Annotated in this window: 16 protein-coding genes; 3 read left to right on the top strand and 13 right to left on the bottom strand. The window is 40.0% G+C overall.

Annotated elements, in window-relative coordinates; all coding sequences use genetic code 11:
- Positions 1 to 4: 4 nt before the first annotated feature.
- Positions 5 to 1,234: a methionine adenosyltransferase gene (locus tag ACLGGR_RS01150; protein WP_410972352.1), complete on the bottom strand. Its 1,230-nt coding sequence runs from the start codon at positions 1,232 to 1,234 to the stop codon at positions 5 to 7.
- A gap of 109 nt (positions 1,235 to 1,343) precedes the next feature.
- On the opposite strand from ACLGGR_RS01150, the gene ACLGGR_RS01155 reads away from it, so the two are divergent.
- Positions 1,344 to 2,426, top strand: a complete 1,083-nt coding sequence (locus tag ACLGGR_RS01155) for a serine hydrolase domain-containing protein (protein ID WP_410972353.1) — start codon at positions 1,344 to 1,346, stop codon at positions 2,424 to 2,426.
- On the opposite strand, the gene ACLGGR_RS01160 is transcribed toward ACLGGR_RS01155, so the two are convergent.
- From ACLGGR_RS01160 to ACLGGR_RS01175, 4 genes are read right to left on the bottom strand one after another with little or no spacing between them, the layout of a single operon-like run.
- A complete protein-coding gene (locus tag ACLGGR_RS01160) occupies positions 2,423 to 3,592 on the bottom strand; it encodes a phosphoenolpyruvate carboxykinase (ATP) (RefSeq protein ID WP_410972354.1) in 1,170 nt (389 codons plus the stop codon). The genes ACLGGR_RS01155 and ACLGGR_RS01160 overlap by 4 nt on opposite strands.
- Positions 3,593 to 3,615: 23 nt before the next feature.
- The gene (locus ACLGGR_RS01165) at positions 3,616 to 4,761 is read right to left on the bottom strand and encodes a nucleotidyltransferase domain-containing protein (RefSeq protein ID WP_410972355.1); all 1,146 of its coding nucleotides are present in this window, start codon (positions 4,759 to 4,761) and stop codon (positions 3,616 to 3,618) included.
- A 6-nt stretch (positions 4,762 to 4,767) separates the two neighbouring features.
- Entirely contained in the window at positions 4,768 to 5,346 is a 579-nt protein-coding gene (locus ACLGGR_RS01170) for a CYTH domain-containing protein (RefSeq protein WP_410972356.1), read from the bottom strand.
- Between the two features lie 19 nt (positions 5,347 to 5,365).
- Entirely contained in the window at positions 5,366 to 6,379 is a 1,014-nt protein-coding gene (locus ACLGGR_RS01175; RefSeq protein WP_410972357.1) for a hypothetical protein, read from the bottom strand.
- Between the two features lie 101 nt (positions 6,380 to 6,480).
- On the opposite strand from ACLGGR_RS01175, the gene ACLGGR_RS01180 reads away from it, so the two are divergent.
- Positions 6,481 to 6,741 (top strand): acyl carrier protein, encoded by a 261-nt coding sequence (locus tag ACLGGR_RS01180; protein WP_185907591.1) that lies wholly within the window; start codon positions 6,481 to 6,483, stop codon positions 6,739 to 6,741.
- Here the strand turns inward: ACLGGR_RS01180 and ACLGGR_RS01185 are convergent.
- From ACLGGR_RS01185 to ACLGGR_RS01195, 3 genes are all read right to left on the bottom strand, one after another.
- Positions 6,728 to 8,446 (bottom strand): ABC transporter ATP-binding protein, encoded by a 1,719-nt coding sequence (locus ACLGGR_RS01185; RefSeq protein WP_251215437.1) that lies wholly within the window; start codon positions 8,444 to 8,446, stop codon positions 6,728 to 6,730. The two genes, ACLGGR_RS01180 and ACLGGR_RS01185, sit on opposite strands and share 14 nt — an antisense overlap.
- The gene (locus ACLGGR_RS01190) at positions 8,443 to 10,212 is read right to left on the bottom strand and encodes an ABC transporter ATP-binding protein (protein WP_410972358.1); all 1,770 of its coding nucleotides are present in this window, start codon (positions 10,210 to 10,212) and stop codon (positions 8,443 to 8,445) included. The genes ACLGGR_RS01185 and ACLGGR_RS01190 overlap by 4 nt, the downstream gene beginning before the upstream one ends.
- 173 nt (positions 10,213 to 10,385) lie before the next feature.
- Positions 10,386 to 11,306 (bottom strand): aminoglycoside phosphotransferase family protein, encoded by a 921-nt coding sequence (locus ACLGGR_RS01195; RefSeq protein WP_410972359.1) that lies wholly within the window; start codon positions 11,304 to 11,306, stop codon positions 10,386 to 10,388.
- Between the two features lie 169 nt (positions 11,307 to 11,475).
- Here ACLGGR_RS01195 and ACLGGR_RS01200 point away from each other — a divergent pair, with 169 nt between their 5' ends.
- Entirely contained in the window at positions 11,476 to 11,739 is a 264-nt protein-coding gene (locus ACLGGR_RS01200) for an acyl carrier protein (protein ID WP_251215440.1), read from the top strand.
- Positions 11,740 to 11,790: 51 nt separating this feature from the next.
- Here ACLGGR_RS01200 and ACLGGR_RS01205 read toward each other — a convergent pair whose 3' ends face one another.
- The 5 genes from ACLGGR_RS01205 to ribF all read right to left on the bottom strand — a co-directional run bounded on the left by ACLGGR_RS01205 (position 11,791) and on the right by ribF (position 17,808).
- Positions 11,791 to 13,023, bottom strand: coding sequence for a M16 family metallopeptidase (locus ACLGGR_RS01205; RefSeq protein WP_251215441.1), 1,233 nt, complete (start codon positions 13,021 to 13,023; stop codon positions 11,791 to 11,793).
- Between the two features lie 33 nt (positions 13,024 to 13,056).
- Positions 13,057 to 14,010, bottom strand: coding sequence for a polysaccharide deacetylase family protein (locus tag ACLGGR_RS01210; protein WP_142944813.1), 954 nt, complete (start codon positions 14,008 to 14,010; stop codon positions 13,057 to 13,059).
- A gap of 124 nt (positions 14,011 to 14,134) precedes the next feature.
- The gene (gene pnp / locus ACLGGR_RS01215; RefSeq protein WP_142944812.1) at positions 14,135 to 16,252 is read right to left on the bottom strand and encodes a polyribonucleotide nucleotidyltransferase; all 2,118 of its coding nucleotides are present in this window, start codon (positions 16,250 to 16,252) and stop codon (positions 14,135 to 14,137) included.
- A 180-nt stretch (positions 16,253 to 16,432) separates the two neighbouring features.
- Entirely contained in the window at positions 16,433 to 16,702 is a 270-nt protein-coding gene (gene rpsO / locus ACLGGR_RS01220) for a 30S ribosomal protein S15 (RefSeq protein WP_008354438.1), read from the bottom strand.
- A 140-nt stretch (positions 16,703 to 16,842) separates the two neighbouring features.
- On the bottom strand, positions 16,843 to 17,808 hold the full coding sequence (gene ribF, locus ACLGGR_RS01225; protein ID WP_410972360.1) for a bifunctional riboflavin kinase/FAD synthetase: 966 nt from the start codon (positions 17,806 to 17,808) through the stop codon (positions 16,843 to 16,845).
- Positions 17,809 to 17,817 lie beyond the last annotated feature (9 nt).

Genomic DNA, 17,817 nt, shown 5'->3' on the forward strand with positions numbered 1-17,817 from the left:
CTTTTTACCACATTGTCACGCCTTTAAAAATTAAATCTGTTGTCACATCGCCCATTGAATGAACCGCATTCATGACGAGGTCTTCAATTCTTTTTCTATCCACTTCATTTCCATCCCACTGCTGAATACGAACGGAAATTTCATCAGGATTATGGAGCGGTGCCTCTTTTGAAGTAAAGATATGCACTTCTGTTGGCTTTTGAATCGTCTCAAAAATTTGATCTGCCAGCCGTTGTGCGAGCACTCCATATAATTTTCCTGTATGATCAAGCGGATTTTTCCCAGCCGGCGCTTCAATACTCATAGACCGCATTGGGGTGATCAGTCCATTTAATCTATTTCCTCTTCCAACAACTCCTACATCGCCGGTATCTGCTACGGAACCTAGCGCCGTTAAGTACGGACGGCCATTGCGATCTGTTGCGTTCAGCATGAGATCAGGCGTGAGGCCTAACGTTTCATGAATATAGCGAGCGATTTGATCTTGGCATTCTTTTTTGCGGGCAAAATACTCCTCAAGACTATGAATATCTTTAGCTAGAAATGGCATGTTCACAATGAGTTTAAAATCTTCATGACGTCTGCTTCCAAATATTTTTACATCCCAGCCGGTATCTGGATTGATCTTTTTAAATTCTGGACCATTCACATAACGCTCTGTATAAAGAACCAGCTTCTCAAGACGGCTTAACGGGGCATGTGCATGCAGTAAGTTACAGTCGTTTGACACAAGCTTTGGATCACCGATTTCAATCATGTCCGTTTCAACCATCGGACGATATCGTGAATTTTTGCGTCCTGCCCCCTGATGATCAACGATTCGGCAGTCAATGACAAGATGTTCTTCAGGATCAAATCCTGTTGTCACCTCTGATAACACATCCTTTGCCGCATCGAAAAGAATCTGTTTAAGAGGAATGGGCTCATCGCCGTAGGCGTATGCCCCTTTTCCAGCAAACACAACTTGATACGGTTTGACCATTGTCCCTTTCCCATACGTGACATCAGCATCTCCGCCAAGAAGCATGACTTTGTCAAACCAGTGGTGTGCCACTCTGCCGAAATGCTCCATGCAATATTGAGAATAGTATTGAGAAGCTCTTTCTGCTATGGCGTCACACATCGTATCTGGATGTCCTACACCTTTACGTTCCACAAGCTCATATGGAATTTGTTCTATATCTTGTCCATCACCTTTTAAAATATCAAGAATGGTTTTTTGAATTGTTTTCATTATCTATCGCCCGCTCTCTTTTAAAATATAAAAATATTGATCGTTCATCTTAAAACAACATGAAACATTTGGTAATATATATATATTCTGTATGAAAGAGGTGTCTATTTTGATCAATGAATCGATCGTGCAGCGTTTGCAAGATACAACCACCGATATAAGGAAATTATTAGAACAACACCAAATTCCTGGCTGTTCCATTTGTATTTCTCATGAAGATGAGCACATTTGGTCGTGGCATGAGGGCCTCGCTGATATTGAAAGCGGCACCCCTGTTACAAAAGACACAACCTTTCGAATTGGTTCTGTGACTAAGCCTTTTACTGCAATGGTTATGATGAAATTGCGAGAGGAAGGATCTATTCAACTCGATACACCCATTCATACTTACGAACCACTACTTTCTTTCATAAAAAGTCACTTGTCTGAACCAATTCCACTCACTTTCCGAATGATTGCCTCTCATATCTCAGGCCTGCCCAAAGCACTCGACAAAGCCGTTCATTTACGAGATATGACTCTAGCTCAGTGTATTGAAATACTCACTATATTCACACCGCCTTGGTCTATCATCAATTATTCCAGTCTTGGCTACTCTATATTAAGTAAAGTGCTAGAAAAGGTGAGTGATCAGCCATATAGAGAATTAGTGCACACCCATATACTAAAACCGCTCGATTTGAAGCAAACTGGATTTATTGAAACAGCATTCACAGCCAAAGGGTATACAGCTTCTTCCTCAGGTCTGTCCGGCGTATCCTATCCAAGTGCTGAAACACCATCTTGGGAGGACGGTTCAAGCGGACTAATCTCCACAGCAGAAGATCTGATTCAATTCATTCAAGCTCAATACGGTGCAAACAGCCTGCTTCAACAGCATTCGTTAAAAGAAATGCAAAGCCCCGTTATGGTTGAAGAAGATTTCAGCAGAGGTGCCGGTCTTTCATGGTTTTTGAGACCTTTTAACGGATGCACCTTAGCTGAACATAGCGGAGAAATAAAAGGATTCACCTCCTATATTGGATTCATTCCAAAGACAAAATTAGGTGTTTGCATTCTAATGAACTCTGACGAAAGGCTCGCACGGCCAATTGCCGAAATGCTCTTTCAAATTTTGCTGCCAGCAGATCACGAGCAAATGAAAAAACGTGAAGACCGGCTCAAACGAATGTTTAGACAATCGTCTCTTTAAATCGAACTGACTTTTTTGTTTAACAGATCTGGAATTGCATCTTGCAGGTGACGCGGATCACCCTCTAAATAAAAGCATGGCATGTTAAACAAGTGATGGATAAGCTCAGATGCCTTTTGTTCCAGAAAGGTATCTGACACCTGCCGAAGTCCGAGCCAGCCTTTTAAATAGTCGGGATCTTCTGGTTCTCTTATATTTGCAGCCATAATGTCTTTTGCTCTTTGATCATCTTTTTTTACCGGCACAAGCCTAATCTCACCAGAACCTATTTTGAGTGAGGGGAAAATCACCATATCTACTTTCGTAGAGCTTCTAATCGTTGTTCCTGTCATTTCAGCAGCTTCTTTTGGTGTAATTTCAAACTTACAGCCGCTCGCCCATTTTTCTTTTGCCTCTTCCTCTGTTGATATGGTTTCATCCCATATTCTTTTATCTTGAGACCGGCTGAATTTTTTGTTTTTCAGTTCCTGTATATTTGTTGTGGCTTGGACAGTTCCTACTCCAAGCGCCAAGCACATCGGCCATCCATACACAGTAAGTTCCTGATCTTCAAGCACTGAAATGGAACGATCGTTTGTGATAAAATCTGCTCCTCCATGATGCAAAAACTGCCACATAGTGGTTGACTTCCCGGCACCTTTATCGCCGATAATGAGCGCTCCTTTTTGGCCATCTTCAAAAGAGACAGCTGCTGCGTGCGTAAAACAACCACCTTGATTTTCTAGTGTTCTAAGGGCAATTTCTCGAACGATTCGCAGTGGACAGCGTATCGCAGATTCATTATTGTTTTTTCCAATCACAGCATAACGACCTTTATTGACCGCCACACTGTGCGGCTCGTCACCTTCATGTGAGGCAAATAATACTTGATCATCTAATTTTAATCGTTTGTAAGTAAATTTCCTTTTTGCTGTAATGGTTTCACCCTTTTGAAAGCAAGCACTGCGAACAGACTGTTCAAGCTCCGGATCAATGATAAACCGTATCTCAATCTGTGATGGGATATCCCCCTCACGGCGATCCAATTCTTTTGGGATATAATGTTCAATATCTTCAATCGCCAGCACTTCCATTGATAGAATATGAAAATGAATACCTGCAAACACAAATGATTTTTCATAAGGAAAATCGTTCTTCGGCTTTTCAAAAAGCGCTTTTATATCCATATCGAATCCTCCTCTTCAATTTGCTATTGCCTTTCAGGAAATAGCTGTATCGCTGGTTCCTCTTCAAGCTCATCACGATTATCCAAGCTGAAAAAACGTTCAATAAAGGATTTTTTCCATATTTTCAAAGAACCGAAATCATTCTCTCCATAGGCTTCTAAGAATGATTCGTCACTCATGTCTAGCTGCTTCAATTGGTCAATATAGTTCGTTTGGTACAATAAATCTAAAAACGTAAACGTGTAAAAAAGTGCTTTCTCGGCCCCTAATTCCTTCGCTCTTTCTTGCAAAACGTGCCAATCCAGCTGATTTTGCTCTTCAGTAAACATGACGTACTCCCTTACATCACAAAACTTAATCAAATTAAGATCTGCATGTAAGTAGACATACTGTACGTTTGTTGCCTCCTTATAGAGATGAAAGGCAAGATGGATAAGAAAATCTAACGGCTGAAGCAAATAGACATCTGTTTGAAAAAAGGGCTTTTCTTCAGCAGCATCCAGCAAGGCATTTGTTGCTTCGTAGTTTTTTTTCAGCTCAACATCATAAGAGAAATCGACTCGGTGTACCTTTAAAAAATCTTCTCCGCTTCGTTTAATATGTGAATAAAGATTCCCGGCATTCATTCTCCACATCATTTCTTCTTCTCTTTCAATCGGTATTTCCTGATCGGCTGCCCAGTCATATTTCCCGATGATAAACCCTTCCTTCTTGAGCAATGAAGAGGCACTCTTTCGGTCATCTGGATGAATTAAGAAATCAAGGTCTGACATCATCCGCAGTCCATAATCTTTGTACACAAGAGGGGTTAAAATGGCACCTTTAAGGGGGACCGCTTTCAGCTTTGCATTTCGGAATGTTTGTAACAGACGCTTGAATTCTTTGAATCTCTCCACGTTTTTTTGACGATTCCCTATATAGTGATAGTGAAGCAAAAATTTGTATGTTGTCGTCATGCTTTTTTCATCATCAAGACGAATCAAATGAGGCGTAATCAGCTGAAGCACCTTATGTCTTGATGCCAGTCCAATTAATTTAGGCATATCGATGCCATCTTTCAGTAGAGCTCTAATAGACTCTTCTTCTTGTTCATTTAATTGAATACGTGAGCTAAGTAATAACAGCCTCTGCTCGTTTGAGAGAGTGGATTGATCCAAAACAGCCCGCATGTTTGACTACTCCTTCCCGTAAAATGATTGAAATCTAGTGATAAATCGAGAGCGCTTTCCTTTTCGATTGTCTGGCTTGTCCAAATCATCAGTCAGTGTATGAAACAATTGATCTGCCTCATATGCTTTTTCACTGTCATATTCAATTTCCAGTTCATAATCTGTGATGCCAAGATAGCTGCTTTGATCCAAATCCACTTTGATGCCTTTCTCAATGTAAAAGGTTGTTCGTTCAGTGACCAATAGCCCTAACAATTGTGGCTGTTGAGTGATTGTAACCGGTAAAGAAGTCATGATGTTCTGTACATCTAGTTTTTGCGGTAACTCCTCAATAGGTAATGACGTTTCTTCTCTTATTCTTTTATAGCCAGACGTTTGACTAGGGCATTTGATTTCAAGAGTTAGTTTGCCGCTGATTTGACGGACACGTACGGTATAACCAAATCGTTTTAATAAAAAATCTGGTGTGTCGTAATAGTAATTGAAATTAAGTATATAAGTAGGGGTATGATTTTGAATGAACATGTCATATATGTGCTGAAAATCGGTTTGTGACAACAAATATTTGTACTCCTGCTCAACCATAACTCACCTCCAAAAAGTCTTACACGACAATGTCGGATTGTTCAAGAAGCTCTTGAATGAGGACAGTGCCTTTCTCTAATGAAGTAAATGCCTGCTTTAATGAGTAACAGGGCACCTTTTCCGCTAGTGCGTGAAGAAATGGTTCTAGCTCTTCGGGTGTTGGCAATGTGAAATACGGTAATAAGAATTCATTATGTCTTCCAGGATTAATGACTGCATGCTGCTTCAAACGTTCAGCTGCTTCCTGCGGAGTCATTTTCGAAAGTTCTGCACCAGTTTGCCCGTGAGGTAAAAATTCAGGAAACACAATCACATCGATTTTTCCCATTGTTTTGACTTCACGTGAAAACCATTTTTCTAACTCCTCTGGATATACAAAATGATAGCTTTTATCATCCTCGTTAAATGGATGACTAGATGTTTGGAGTCTGTATGGGGTACCTAGCTTTTCAATGGCTTCAAACGAATCTTTCCGAATACTCATAGATCTCGGCCAGCCAGTTCCTGTGTACTCGGTGTTCGTATATGAAACACCTATATCATCGTTTGTGATATATCGGGCATCGGTTAATGATAATAAGGATAAGATGGTGGACGTTTTCCCTGCCCTTGATCCACCTACTAGGACAACCCCCTTTTGATTCATCTCCATCATGCCTCCATGCAAATAGATGAGTCCATCCTGATAACACAAAAGGCGAAGCAAAACTCTGATTAACCGAAGCGCATGCTGGGCTGCCCATCTGACATCTTTTGGTTCATCTATCACAATGATTTTTTTCTCTCCGTCATACAGATAGCGGCAGCGAGGCTCCATCTTCGTTTCGTAAAAGACTTCTTCAAGCGGTACTTCTTTTTGAATTTCTTGTGCATATTTACTGGTTAAAATCGTCCAAACGTCACCTTCATGTTTTTCTGTTATTTTGCTGCAATTAATATAGGGATGCACTTTACTTATCACTATATTTTGAACTGATTCATCTGCACCTAATACGACATGAACATCATTTTTTTGATAGCTTACATATGACAATGAATGCCACCCCTTATGATAGATTTATAAAAACAATTGCATTTTTTTCCTTCATCAACCAAAATGTAACATATATTATTCTCTTAGAAAGGAGCCGCGACATGAATGAACTGACACTAACTGAAGTTGAAGAAAAAATTGTCCAGCTTGTCATGAATAAGTTGTCTCTCAATGAGCAGCCAAGCCGGGATGATAGTTTAAAAGCTTTAGGATTAAATTCTGTCCAAATCGTCTCTTTTGTTATTTCATTAGAGGATACCTTTCATATTGCCTTTGAAGACGAAGAATTACATCCGGACCACTTCCGCACCTTAGATCGACTCTTCACTTTGGTTAAAAACAAACTGACTAAGACGCTGTAATCACCTGGGCCTTAAATAAAGAGCGGTAATGCGAGGAGGCTTCCATCAGCTCCTCATGAGTACCGCAGCTTTGAACAGCTCCGCCTTCAAGTACATAGATCATATCTGCATTTTGTATGGTCGATAATCTGTGTGCAATCACAAGCAAGGTGCCGCCCCCTTTGGCATCGTCTATCCCTTTTTGAACCTTCCTTTCTGTCTGCCGATCTAGCGCGGAGGTCGCCTCATCTAATATAAGTAAATCAGCCTGTTTTAAAAGCGCTCTGGCAATAGCTAAACGCTGTCTTTGTCCTCCTGAGAGGGAAATCCCCCTCTCTCCAATGACTGTATCAAAACCTTTTTCAAGCCCTTTGATGAAGGAAAGAATTTGTGCAACTTCACAAGCCTGTTCAAGTTGTTCTTCGGTCACATCATGTAATCCCATGATTAAATTCAGGCGTATCGTGTCTGGGAAAAAATAGGGTTCTTGCGGGACAACGGCTATTCGCTTTAATAAATGAGATGGATTGATCTCTGATAGATCAACCCCATTCACTAAAATTCCCCCGCTATCTGGCCGGTAAAGCCCAAGTGTAAGTTTTGAGATCGTCGATTTCCCGCTGCCGCTCGCTCCAACAATTGCCACCTTCCTTCCCTTTGGAATATGAAGATTTAAGCCGTCTAAAGCGCCTTTAGATGTTTGTTCATAAGAAAAGCAAACATCTTCAAACACCACGTCTTCTACAGCATCAATTCGTTTTGTTCCTTTTTCTTCGTTTTCCATTTGCAGCACTTCAGCGATTCGATGAACAGATGCACGCTGCTGGAAAAATTCAAATACATACTGGAATAACTCTTGATAACTCTTCATTAATTGAGATGCATATTGGTAAATGACGACAAATAAACCGATGGACATGTTTCCTGCTGCTACTTGATATGTGCCAAACACTAGAACTGATAGTATCCCAAACCATTTCAATGGCTCTGTTAAAAAAAGAAGCTTGTTTTGAAACTTACCTTCCTTCATGACACGATCCATCATTTTGTTAAATAGCTTTTCATACAAACCAATTTCCCACTTGCGTCGATCAAATGCGACAACTTCCCTTGTAGAAGAAATTCCTTCTTCTACATGCACGAATAGGTCTGATTTTCTCTCCTGTACATCTTTTGCTATGTTTGTTGCCGTTTTCGCCATTTTTTTACCGACAATAAAATAACAAGCGCTTGCAAAGAGAAGCAAGAAAAATAAGACAAAACTCACAGATAGTAAAATGATAGATAAAACAACGGCCATAAAAATCGTTTGTACAATTTTTGGTATATGTAAAGCAGCCGTAACAGCAACTGTCTTTACATCTTGATTCAGCTTGTGTAAATAAAAACTAACTGGGTGAGTTTTATATGATCTCATGGATACTTGCTGAAGCTGATCTAGCATCATTTTCTGCAATGAATGGTGGATGGTCAGATAGTTTTTATGCATCACATATGGACTGGCAACAAACATCACAACATATACAAGAAATATCATGGCAAACAGCATCAAGATCTGGGAGAAATGTTGACTGATACCACTATTCAAAAGAACATCATCAATGAGCCACTTTTGCAGTCCTATCATGGCTAAATTAGCTGCTGCTTCAATCAAAACGAGTAAAAGAGCAAGGATGAGCATCCATTTTTGCTTTGTGATCAAAAGAAACAGCCAATTTTTTCTCATGTTACACCTGCCTCCTTTTCTGAGCGGTCAGACACCAATTGATAAAAATGCCCCTTTTTCCTCATCAGTTCATGAAATTGTCCAGCCTCTAACACACAACCATTTTCTATAAAGATAATTCTGTCAAAATGTTTGACCGTTGATAAACGATGAGCAACTGCAATGACAGTAGACTCCTTAAATGTTTGGTGTAATGCCTGCTGGACTTTTTGCTCACTGACATTGTCAAGAGATGCTGTGGCTTCGTCGAGTAATACAACACTTGGATTTTTAGCAAATAGCCTGGCAATCGCTATCTTTTGTTTTTGCCCGCCGGAAAGTTTTAATCCCCTTTCCCCAAGTATGGTGTCGTATCCATCTTCTAATTCTTTTATAAATGAATCACAGTCTGCTTTTTTTGCGGCTTCAATGATCTCATGATCTGAAAGACTTGTATCTCCAAAACGAATATTGTCCTTTACACTCATATTAAATAAGAACGTTTCTTGAAAAACAAATCCCATCGCATCTCTTATTTGACTAGTAGGTAAACGGCGCAAATCAACTCCATTCATTGTAATCATCCCTGTTGAGGGATCATAAAAGCGCCCAATTAGCTTAAGAAGCGATGTTTTCCCTCCGCCGCTCGTACCAACCAGCGCTACTTTTTCACCCTTCCGAATATGTAGATTCATCCCTTTTAATAAAGGAGGATGATTGGGATAATGAAAATCGACGTCATGAAACACGATATCGCCTTCTACATGATCAAGGTGTACCGGCTGCTGAGGCTCACTAATATCAGGTGTTTTTTTCATAAAATGATATAAAGGTTCAATTTGAAAGGTTAATATCCGTTGTTCTGTTAAAAGTGTGACAATGGAAGTAAGCATATGCATTGCTGAAAAATAATATAGTATATATGCTACAAAACCACCTGTCGTTAGCTGTCCAGTCTTTACAAGGTGGACACCGATAACAAAAGTGGCAAGAGCGCCAATATAATAAGTCAGCCTGCGATTGCTTCCTCGTAAATAGGCGAAAAAAACATTTTTTTCATGATCTTGGCGCACTTTTTCATGCAACGTTTGAATCCGTTTCATATCCCATTTCATATAGCCTAAAATTCTAAGCTCTTCCATCGAAGCAAGACTTTCGTATAATTTTGTTTGCAGCGTGCGAAAACCTTCCGCACTTTGTCTACCGTAGATCGTTGCCTTTTTTTCAAGCCATGGTCCAAAGACATAGTAGAGTATAAAACTTGGAATGATGATTAGTGTGAGAAAAATAGAAATGTTGATCATAAAGTAAAGTGAGATGGCGATAAATAATGTCTGATTGATAAATTGTGGGAAGTATCGTCTGTAAATTTCTTGTACAGCTCGTGTCTGTGTGTTAACAAAGGAGAGTGTTTCACTAACAGAATGTTGTTCGTAGTATGAGAAACCAAGTTGACGAATTTGCTGGAAGGCAGCAAATTGTGAATCTCTTGAGGCTTGTTCAATTAATTTTCTTTGCCATAAATTTCGTGCGGCTGTCAGTATAATACCAAGTACAATTAAGCCAGTCAGTCCTAACAATAAACCATTCATTTTTGAAAAGTCTTTTGCTGGCAAAATGGTCTCAATAAAATATTGAATAAATTTAGGTATGATGAGCTCACTCAAGGTAATAACGAAACCACTCATAATAACTAGAATCACTTTACCTGTATAAGGCTTTAAGAATGAAAGTGTCCATAAATAAACACGCCATAACTGCTTTGAATGCTTGTCGATTTGTTTCAATCCACCACCAGCCTTTTGCTCTTTTTCAACAAAAAACGGAATTTTTTTACATCTTTTTCGATCCTTGTTTGGATTATATAAAATGTTTTTAGTCATGACAATGTGCAATTTGTATCATTATAACAAAAAAGACAGTGACTTCCATCACTGCCTAATCGTCCTATATTTCACTGTTATCTAGTGATACGCGCATACCACTGAGGCTCTATTTCATTAAAATAATTATGATCTTTTAGCACATTTTCTAGTCTTTCAATCATCTCATCCATTTGACCCGGATCGAATTTAATGACCCACATAATCGATGAAAAGATACTCATTGCGACATAAACAGAGTAAAGCAGCCAAAAGTCATCTGGAATGTTCCCATCAAAATATCCATTGATTTGACCAGCCGAAAAGGCTTCACTAGTTTCTCTGCTGAAAAGAGCTACTTTATAAAAATCGTGAATGGGATCTCCCCAATCAAAATTGTTAAAATCAATAACACCTGCATATTTATGATTGTTTACAATAATGTTCCCTAAATGAAAATCATCGTGCTGAAATTGATTAGGCCTGCCTTTCACAATATCTATGTGCTTTGCTATAAACTGAGCCACTTTTTCATCCCCTTCAATGGAGATACCGCTTTCCCGATAAGCAGTTAAATATCGATGATGCTTTTTAATGACACGATCTTCCCAAGGTTCGATGTGTGAAGGTGCCGGATATCTATGCATATTTCGTAAATCCTGACCTGCACTTACCCCGATTGCATACTGCTTTTCTTCGGTTAACTGACTCATGATTTCTTTTGCTTCCTGGCCTTCTATAAACGATAAAATATAGTACACTTGCTGTTTTGCTTCTAAAACACCGATGTTCACTGGATCAGCACACTGAACACCGTGACGTCTTAATTCATATAGCAGGTTAAACTGCGTCTTTATTTTGTCATACTGGTCTTGATCTGTGAATCGAAGGACATATTTTTCACCTGATACCTTAGTCAAGACCCATTTTTGATCCCGAGAATACCCTTTATCAATCTGATCTATGCTGACCGCTTCTTTTAATAAGGGAATGTGCTGCATAAGGTCTGTTTTATTCATGGATTGATTCATCCTTCCAGTCTCTTTTCTTCTCACTCTACCAAATATTTCATTTGAATAGAATGATCAACAATTCCTATTTATGCCGAAACTGCTTTACAATGTTTTTCCATTCTAATATAGTTAATTTATGTAAATGGTAGAAAATTTGTAAAAGGGAGCGTTGCAGATGAATAAAACGACGGATGTCCTTTCACTTTCAAGTCAAGTAAAAGATTTGGTTCTGCGTTCTTTGGATGATAGCAGCAAGGTTTCTATTGGTGCAGATGAAGAATTAACAAATCACGGTCTCGATTCGATTAAAGCAGTTTCACTCATTTTGGAATTAGAAGAGGTTTTTGATATTCAATTTGCAGACGAGGAATTACTAACAGAGCACTTTTCGACAATCAATAAAATTGTTCATCAGCTGCAAAACAAGTTAGCTGATTAATCTTTTTTGCATGAAAAAAAGGCATCTCTTTAAAAGACATGCCTTTTTTGTTTAAGCAGAAGGTACATCACCCGTCGGACTAATGAGCGAGAGCGCATAATCTTCTGTAAAGATGCGTTTAGACAAATTATTCACGCCGTCTAATGTGACGTGGTTGATTTCGTCAATAATTTCATCGAGTGTCCGATGTTTGCCAAGGAGCAGTTCATTTTTACCGTTTCTGCTCATCTTGCTGTTTGTGCTTTCAAGGCTGAGCATGAGGTTGCCTTTCATTTGCTCCTTAGAGTTCTCTAGTTCTTTCTGCGTAATTCCCTCACGCTTTAAGACGTCTAATGTTTGTAAGATGGTTTCAGAAAGCAGGTTTAGCTGCTTCGCTCCAGTTCCGCCATAAATCGTCAGCATTCCATTATCTGCAAATGAACTATGATAGCTGAAGACAGAATAAGCAAGCCCTTTGTCCTCTCTTACATCTTGGAATAATCTACTGCTCATGCTTCCGCCAAGAACATTATTTAAGACGATTAAGTCATAGATGCCCTTATCTCCAGCTGGAAGGCCATTAAAGCCAAGGCATAGGTGCGCTTGTTCCGTTTCCTTTTTGCGTGTGAGCTTGTCATAATGAAATGCTGGAGCTTCTACAGGCTGTTTTTTCCCTTTTCCTTCATAAGAGCCGAATAGCTTTTCAACCTCACGAATAAAGCTCTCATCTACGTTCCCTGCAACTGAGATCACGACGCGGTCCGGGGTATAGAATTCATCCATGTATTTTCTAAGTGAGTCTCCGTTAAAGGTTGAGAGTGTTTCCTCTGTTCCTAAAATCGGATATCCTAATGAATGATCACCATAAATGGCTTTGCTTAATAAATCATGAACGATGTCATCAGGTGTATCCTCATACATTTTAATTTCTTCGTACACCACATTTTTTTCTTTTTTCAGCTCTTCTTCATCAAAAGCAGAGTGAAAGAACATGTCGCTTAATACATCGAGGGCGTAGCCAGCATGTGAATCAAGCACCTTTGCATAGTAGCAAGTGTATTCTTTTGATGTAAAGGCATTCACCTGACCACCAATGCGGTCAAAGGATTCTGCGATATCACGTGCAGATCTTGTCTTTGTTCCTTTAAAGAACATATGCTCTAAAAAGTGTGAGATCCCATTAATTTCAGGTGTCTCATGTCTAGAGCCTGTTCCAATCCAGACGCCAATTGCGACAGACCTTACAGTGGGATTGTTTTCGAGTACAATTCTTACTCCGTTTTGGCAAGTATACGTTTTGACCAAGTTTTGCTCCTCCTATTCAACAAACAGATCGCATCACGGATGTCTTTTTTCACTTAGGAGGTCAGAAACCGTCCCTAATTCATATCCTCTTTCCTTGATTTGAGTGATAAGTGTGTCAAGACTTTTCGCTGTTGCATCTGTTGGATGCATTAATATCATCGCCCCATTGTGAATTTTCCCAAGCACCCGCTTTTGTAAAATAGCCGGGGATGGTTTTTGCCAGTCGATGGTGTCTACTGTCCACATAATGGTTTCCATGCCTTCTTGTTTGGCAAGCTTGACTGTTTCGTCTTTAAAGCTGCCGCTTGGAGGCGCAAACCATTTTGGTTTCTTCCCAAGGGATTCTTCAATTTGGCGATTTGTTTTCGTTATCTGCTCTAATGCTCGTTCTCTTGTCAGTGTGCGCATATCTGGGTGATTGTATGAATGATTTCCAATTTCATGACCATCTGCTACGATTTTTTTAGCAAGGTCTGTGCTTTTTTTCACCCATTTGCCTTCTAAGAAAAAGGTCGCTTTGACTTGATGCTTTTCCAGCGTCTTTAACATGTTGATTAAATGCTCGTCACCCCAAGCCACATTGATCAGGAATGCATTCATTTTTTTATCTGGATGCCCCTTATAAATGGGCTCAGCACCAAGCTCATGTAAATGAGTAGATGGCTTTGTTTCTTTCAACACAAGCAGCTTTTCATCGAAGGTTCCTTGTTTCTTCATTTTTTCGTAAGAAGCATCGATATCGACTGTCTGTCCATTTAAGCCAGGCATCTTTTTCCACACTTTATCAATCTTAGCATTTTGCGCCTTTACTTCATAGTCAGAAGACTTCGATTCAATCTCCTGATATAAAATATCTTTTGAAACAGATGCAACCTCGGCATGCTCTTTCATTGATTCAATATATGTAACAGCAGCCGGCTGCTTCATCGTTTGATAAGACACGAGCAGTAAAAATACAAACACAATGAATGGTAACGTTTTTTTCAATGGTTGTCCCTCCCCTTTACCACAAATTATGATGGGGAGAAACAAGCTAGAACTATTGTTAGCGCAAGAAAAGAAAGAAGCCTGGCACGGATACCTGGCTTCTAACACATTTTATTTGATCTCATTAAGACTGCTTTTCTTCTTTTTCCTTTTCTTCACGTAAAACAGCTTTTCGAGAAAGATTCACACGGCCTTGTTTATCGATTTCAGTGACTTTGACAAGTAATTCATCGCCAATTTTCACGACATCTTCTACTTTGCCCACACGCTCAAGCGCAAGCTCAGAAATATGAACAAGTCCATCTTTTCCGCTGAAGATTTCAAGGAAGGCACCGAATTTTTCAATGCGTTTGACTTTACCTAGGTAAAGCTGTCCTACTTCAACTTCTCTCACAAGATCTTCAATGATTTTCTTCGCTTTTTGGTTCATATCTTCTTCTGTAGAAGAAATAAAGATAGTACCATCTTGTTCAATATCAATTTTCACACCGGTATCTTCAATGATTTTATTGATTTGTTTACCGCTTGGTCCAATGACATCGCGAATTTTATCTGGATTGATCGTCATCGTTAAGATTTTTGGTGCATAACGAGACAATTCTCCTCTAGAAGCAGGAATCGTTGACAGCATGCTGTCTAGGATTTCCATTCTTCCTTTTTTCGCTTGTTGAAGCGCCTCTTCTAAGATGTCTTTTGATAGACCATCGATTTTGATGTCCATTTGAAGGGCTGTTACACCTTTTGATGTACCTGCAACTTTAAAGTCCATATCTCCAAGTGCATCTTCCATTCCTTGAATGTCTGTCAGCACTGTGTAGTATTCACCAGATTTCACAAGTCCCATTGCAATCCCTGCAACTGGTGCTTTAATTGGAACACCCGCATCCATCATCGCAAGTGTGCTTGCGCAAATACTTGCTTGTGAAGTAGATCCGTTTGATTCTAATACCTCTGAAACGAGGCGAACCGTATAAGGGAAATCTTTTTCGGATGGAATGACTGGTTCTAGTGCACGTTCACCTAGTGCGCCATGTCCGATCTCACGACGGCCTGGACCGCGCATTGGACCTGTCTCACCAACACTGAATTGCGGGAAGTTGTAATGGTGCATAAAGCGTTTTGATTCTTCAACACCTAGACCATCAAGAATTTGCACATCGCCAAGTGCACCTAATGTACAAATACTGAGCGCCTGTGTTTGTCCTCTTGTAAATAGGCCTGAACCGTGCGTTCTTGGCAGAAGTCCTACTTCTGAAGAAAGTGGACGGATTTGATCTACGCCGCGTCCATCTGGACGTACCTTCTCTTCAGTGATCAAACGGCGAACTTCGTTTTTGACAAGCTTGTTTAATACATCTTTCGCTTGTTTAATCGTTGCTTCGTCACGTTCTTCTGCTTCAAACTTCTCAACTACAGCTTTTTTCACAGCACTGATTGCATTCTCACGCGCATGCTTTTCATGTACTTGAATCGCTTTCAGCAGGTCAGCTTCAGCAAGTGCTTTTACTTCGTCTGCTAACGTTTGATCTACTTCATATAAAGGAATATCGATTTTTTCTTTACCGACTGCCTTCACAATTTCTTCTTGGAATTCAATTAAGCGTTTGATCTCTTGGTGACCGTACATGATCGCTTCAAGCATTGTTTCTTCCGGTACTTCATCAGCACCAGCTTCTACCATGTTGATCGCATCTTTTGTTCCGGCAACCACAAGATTGATGTCACTTTGTTCAAGCTGCTCCACATTTGGGTTAATGATCAGCTTTCCATCCACTCGTCCTACTGTAACGCCGGCGATTGGTCCCTCAAATGGAATGTCAGACACACATAAAGCTAAAGATGAGCCAAACATTGCAGCCATTTCAGATGAGCAATCTTGATCCACACTCATGACGATACTAATGACTTGTACTTCGTTTCTAAATCCATCTGCAAACAGCGGACGAATTGGTCTGTCAATTAAGCGGCTCGCAAGGATCGCCTTTTCACTTGGACGGCCTTCTCTTTTAATGAAGCCGCCAGGAATTTTACCTACTGCGTATAATCTTTCTTCGTAGTTCACAGTGAGCGGGAAGAAATCAAGTGGTTTTGGTTCTTTAGAAGCTGTTGCTGAGCTAAGCACAGCCGTATCTCCGTAGCGTACGAGGACCGCTCCGTTTGCTTGCTTTGCAAGCTGGCCAGTTTCAACTGTCAGTTGACGTCCAGCCCAGTCTATGGTGAAGACATGTTTCTCTTGTCCCATTCTGAGATAAACTCCTCTCTTATCGTAAAGTTTTAGTTAGTTCTTATTATGAACAAAATGATTTTCACATATCAATGTGAAAGCTGTATGTAGAAGGGTTTTGCCATTCTTTCAACATTTTAACCATAAAATATTAGTGATTATACGATAAAAAAGCGGGAATCCTCCCGCTTTTTACGATTATCGACGTAAGCCTAGTTTGTTAATTAACTCACGGTAACGAGTTACGTCTTTATTACGTAGATACGTAAGAAGATTACGACGTCTACCTACCATTTTCAAAAGACCGCGACGTGAGTGGTGATCTTTCTTATGAGTACGTAAATGCTCGTTCAAGTTGTTAATTGATTCTGTTAGGACAGCGATCTGAACTTCTGGAGATCCAGTATCAGATTCGTGTGTTTTGAACTCATTAATTAATTGCGTTTTACGCTCTTGAGTAATAGCCATCCTGTTTCACCTCCAAATCATGTTAGCCCCATCTACCTCGCAACCGTCGGTGAAGTCGGCCTGCCAAGTAAGTGGTTTTAAAGCTACAGGAATAATCATACTAAAAATATGCTGAATTTGCAAATAGTAGAGCAGTTTTTCTATGATTTTTTTGTTTGCTTGAGCTGATCTTGAAAAAACTGAATCGCTTCTTCTTTATCTTGACTGATTTGAGCCGTCAGCTCCTGGATTCCGTTAAATTTTCGTTCACTGCGAATGCGCTTGAACCATTGTAATTTAATCGGCTGGCCATATATTTCTTCGTTAAAATCAAAAAGGTTTACTTCAATGGCAGGCTGATCAGGACGCTTTTCATAAAATGTTGGTTTATAGCCAACGTTACAAACGCCGTCATATTCTTTGCCCTTCACTTCTGCTCTTACTGCATATACCCCTGTTGGCGGAATAATGTATTCAGCAGATAATCCGACATTAGCTGTCGGAAAACCGATCGTCCGTCCACGTTTGTCTCCATGGATGACAATACCGCGAAGCTGATAAGGTTTTCCTAATAGCTCGCTCACATATTCAACATCCCCATTTTTTAATGCGGAACGGATGAGAGTGGAGCTGACTTTTCTGTCTTGATTGGACAGCTTAGGTACAATGGTTGCCGTGATACGGCCTTTTCCGTATTCATCGAACGTTTCCATTGTGCCTGCACCAAAACGGCCAAACGTAAAATCAAATCCTGCTACTGCGTGCTTCACATTCAGTTCATCCAAATATTGATCCACAAACTCTTGAGGAGATAGTGCTGCAAAGCTCTCGCTGAATTGCACGATGTATAAATAGTCAGCGCCCAGCTGTTCGATGAAATCAATTTTATCCTCAAGCGGTGTAATTAAGTCTTTTGGTTCCCGTGCCTTTTGCAAAACATGTGATGGATGCGGATGAAAGGTCATAACCGCTAAGGCCAATCCTTCTTTTTTCGCAATGCTTTTTGCTTCATCAATGACTTTTTGATGCCCGAGGTGAACACCGTCAAAGTAGCCTAAAGCCATGACAGACGGGACTTGATCCTTTTGATTCAATGTATGTGGGTGTGAAATATGTATAGTCTTCACGAGATGTCA

Source organism: Bacillus sp. BD48 (genome assembly GCF_046566805.1).
Taxonomy (GTDB): Bacteria; Bacillota; Bacilli; order Bacillales; family Bacillaceae; genus Bacillus; species Bacillus safensis.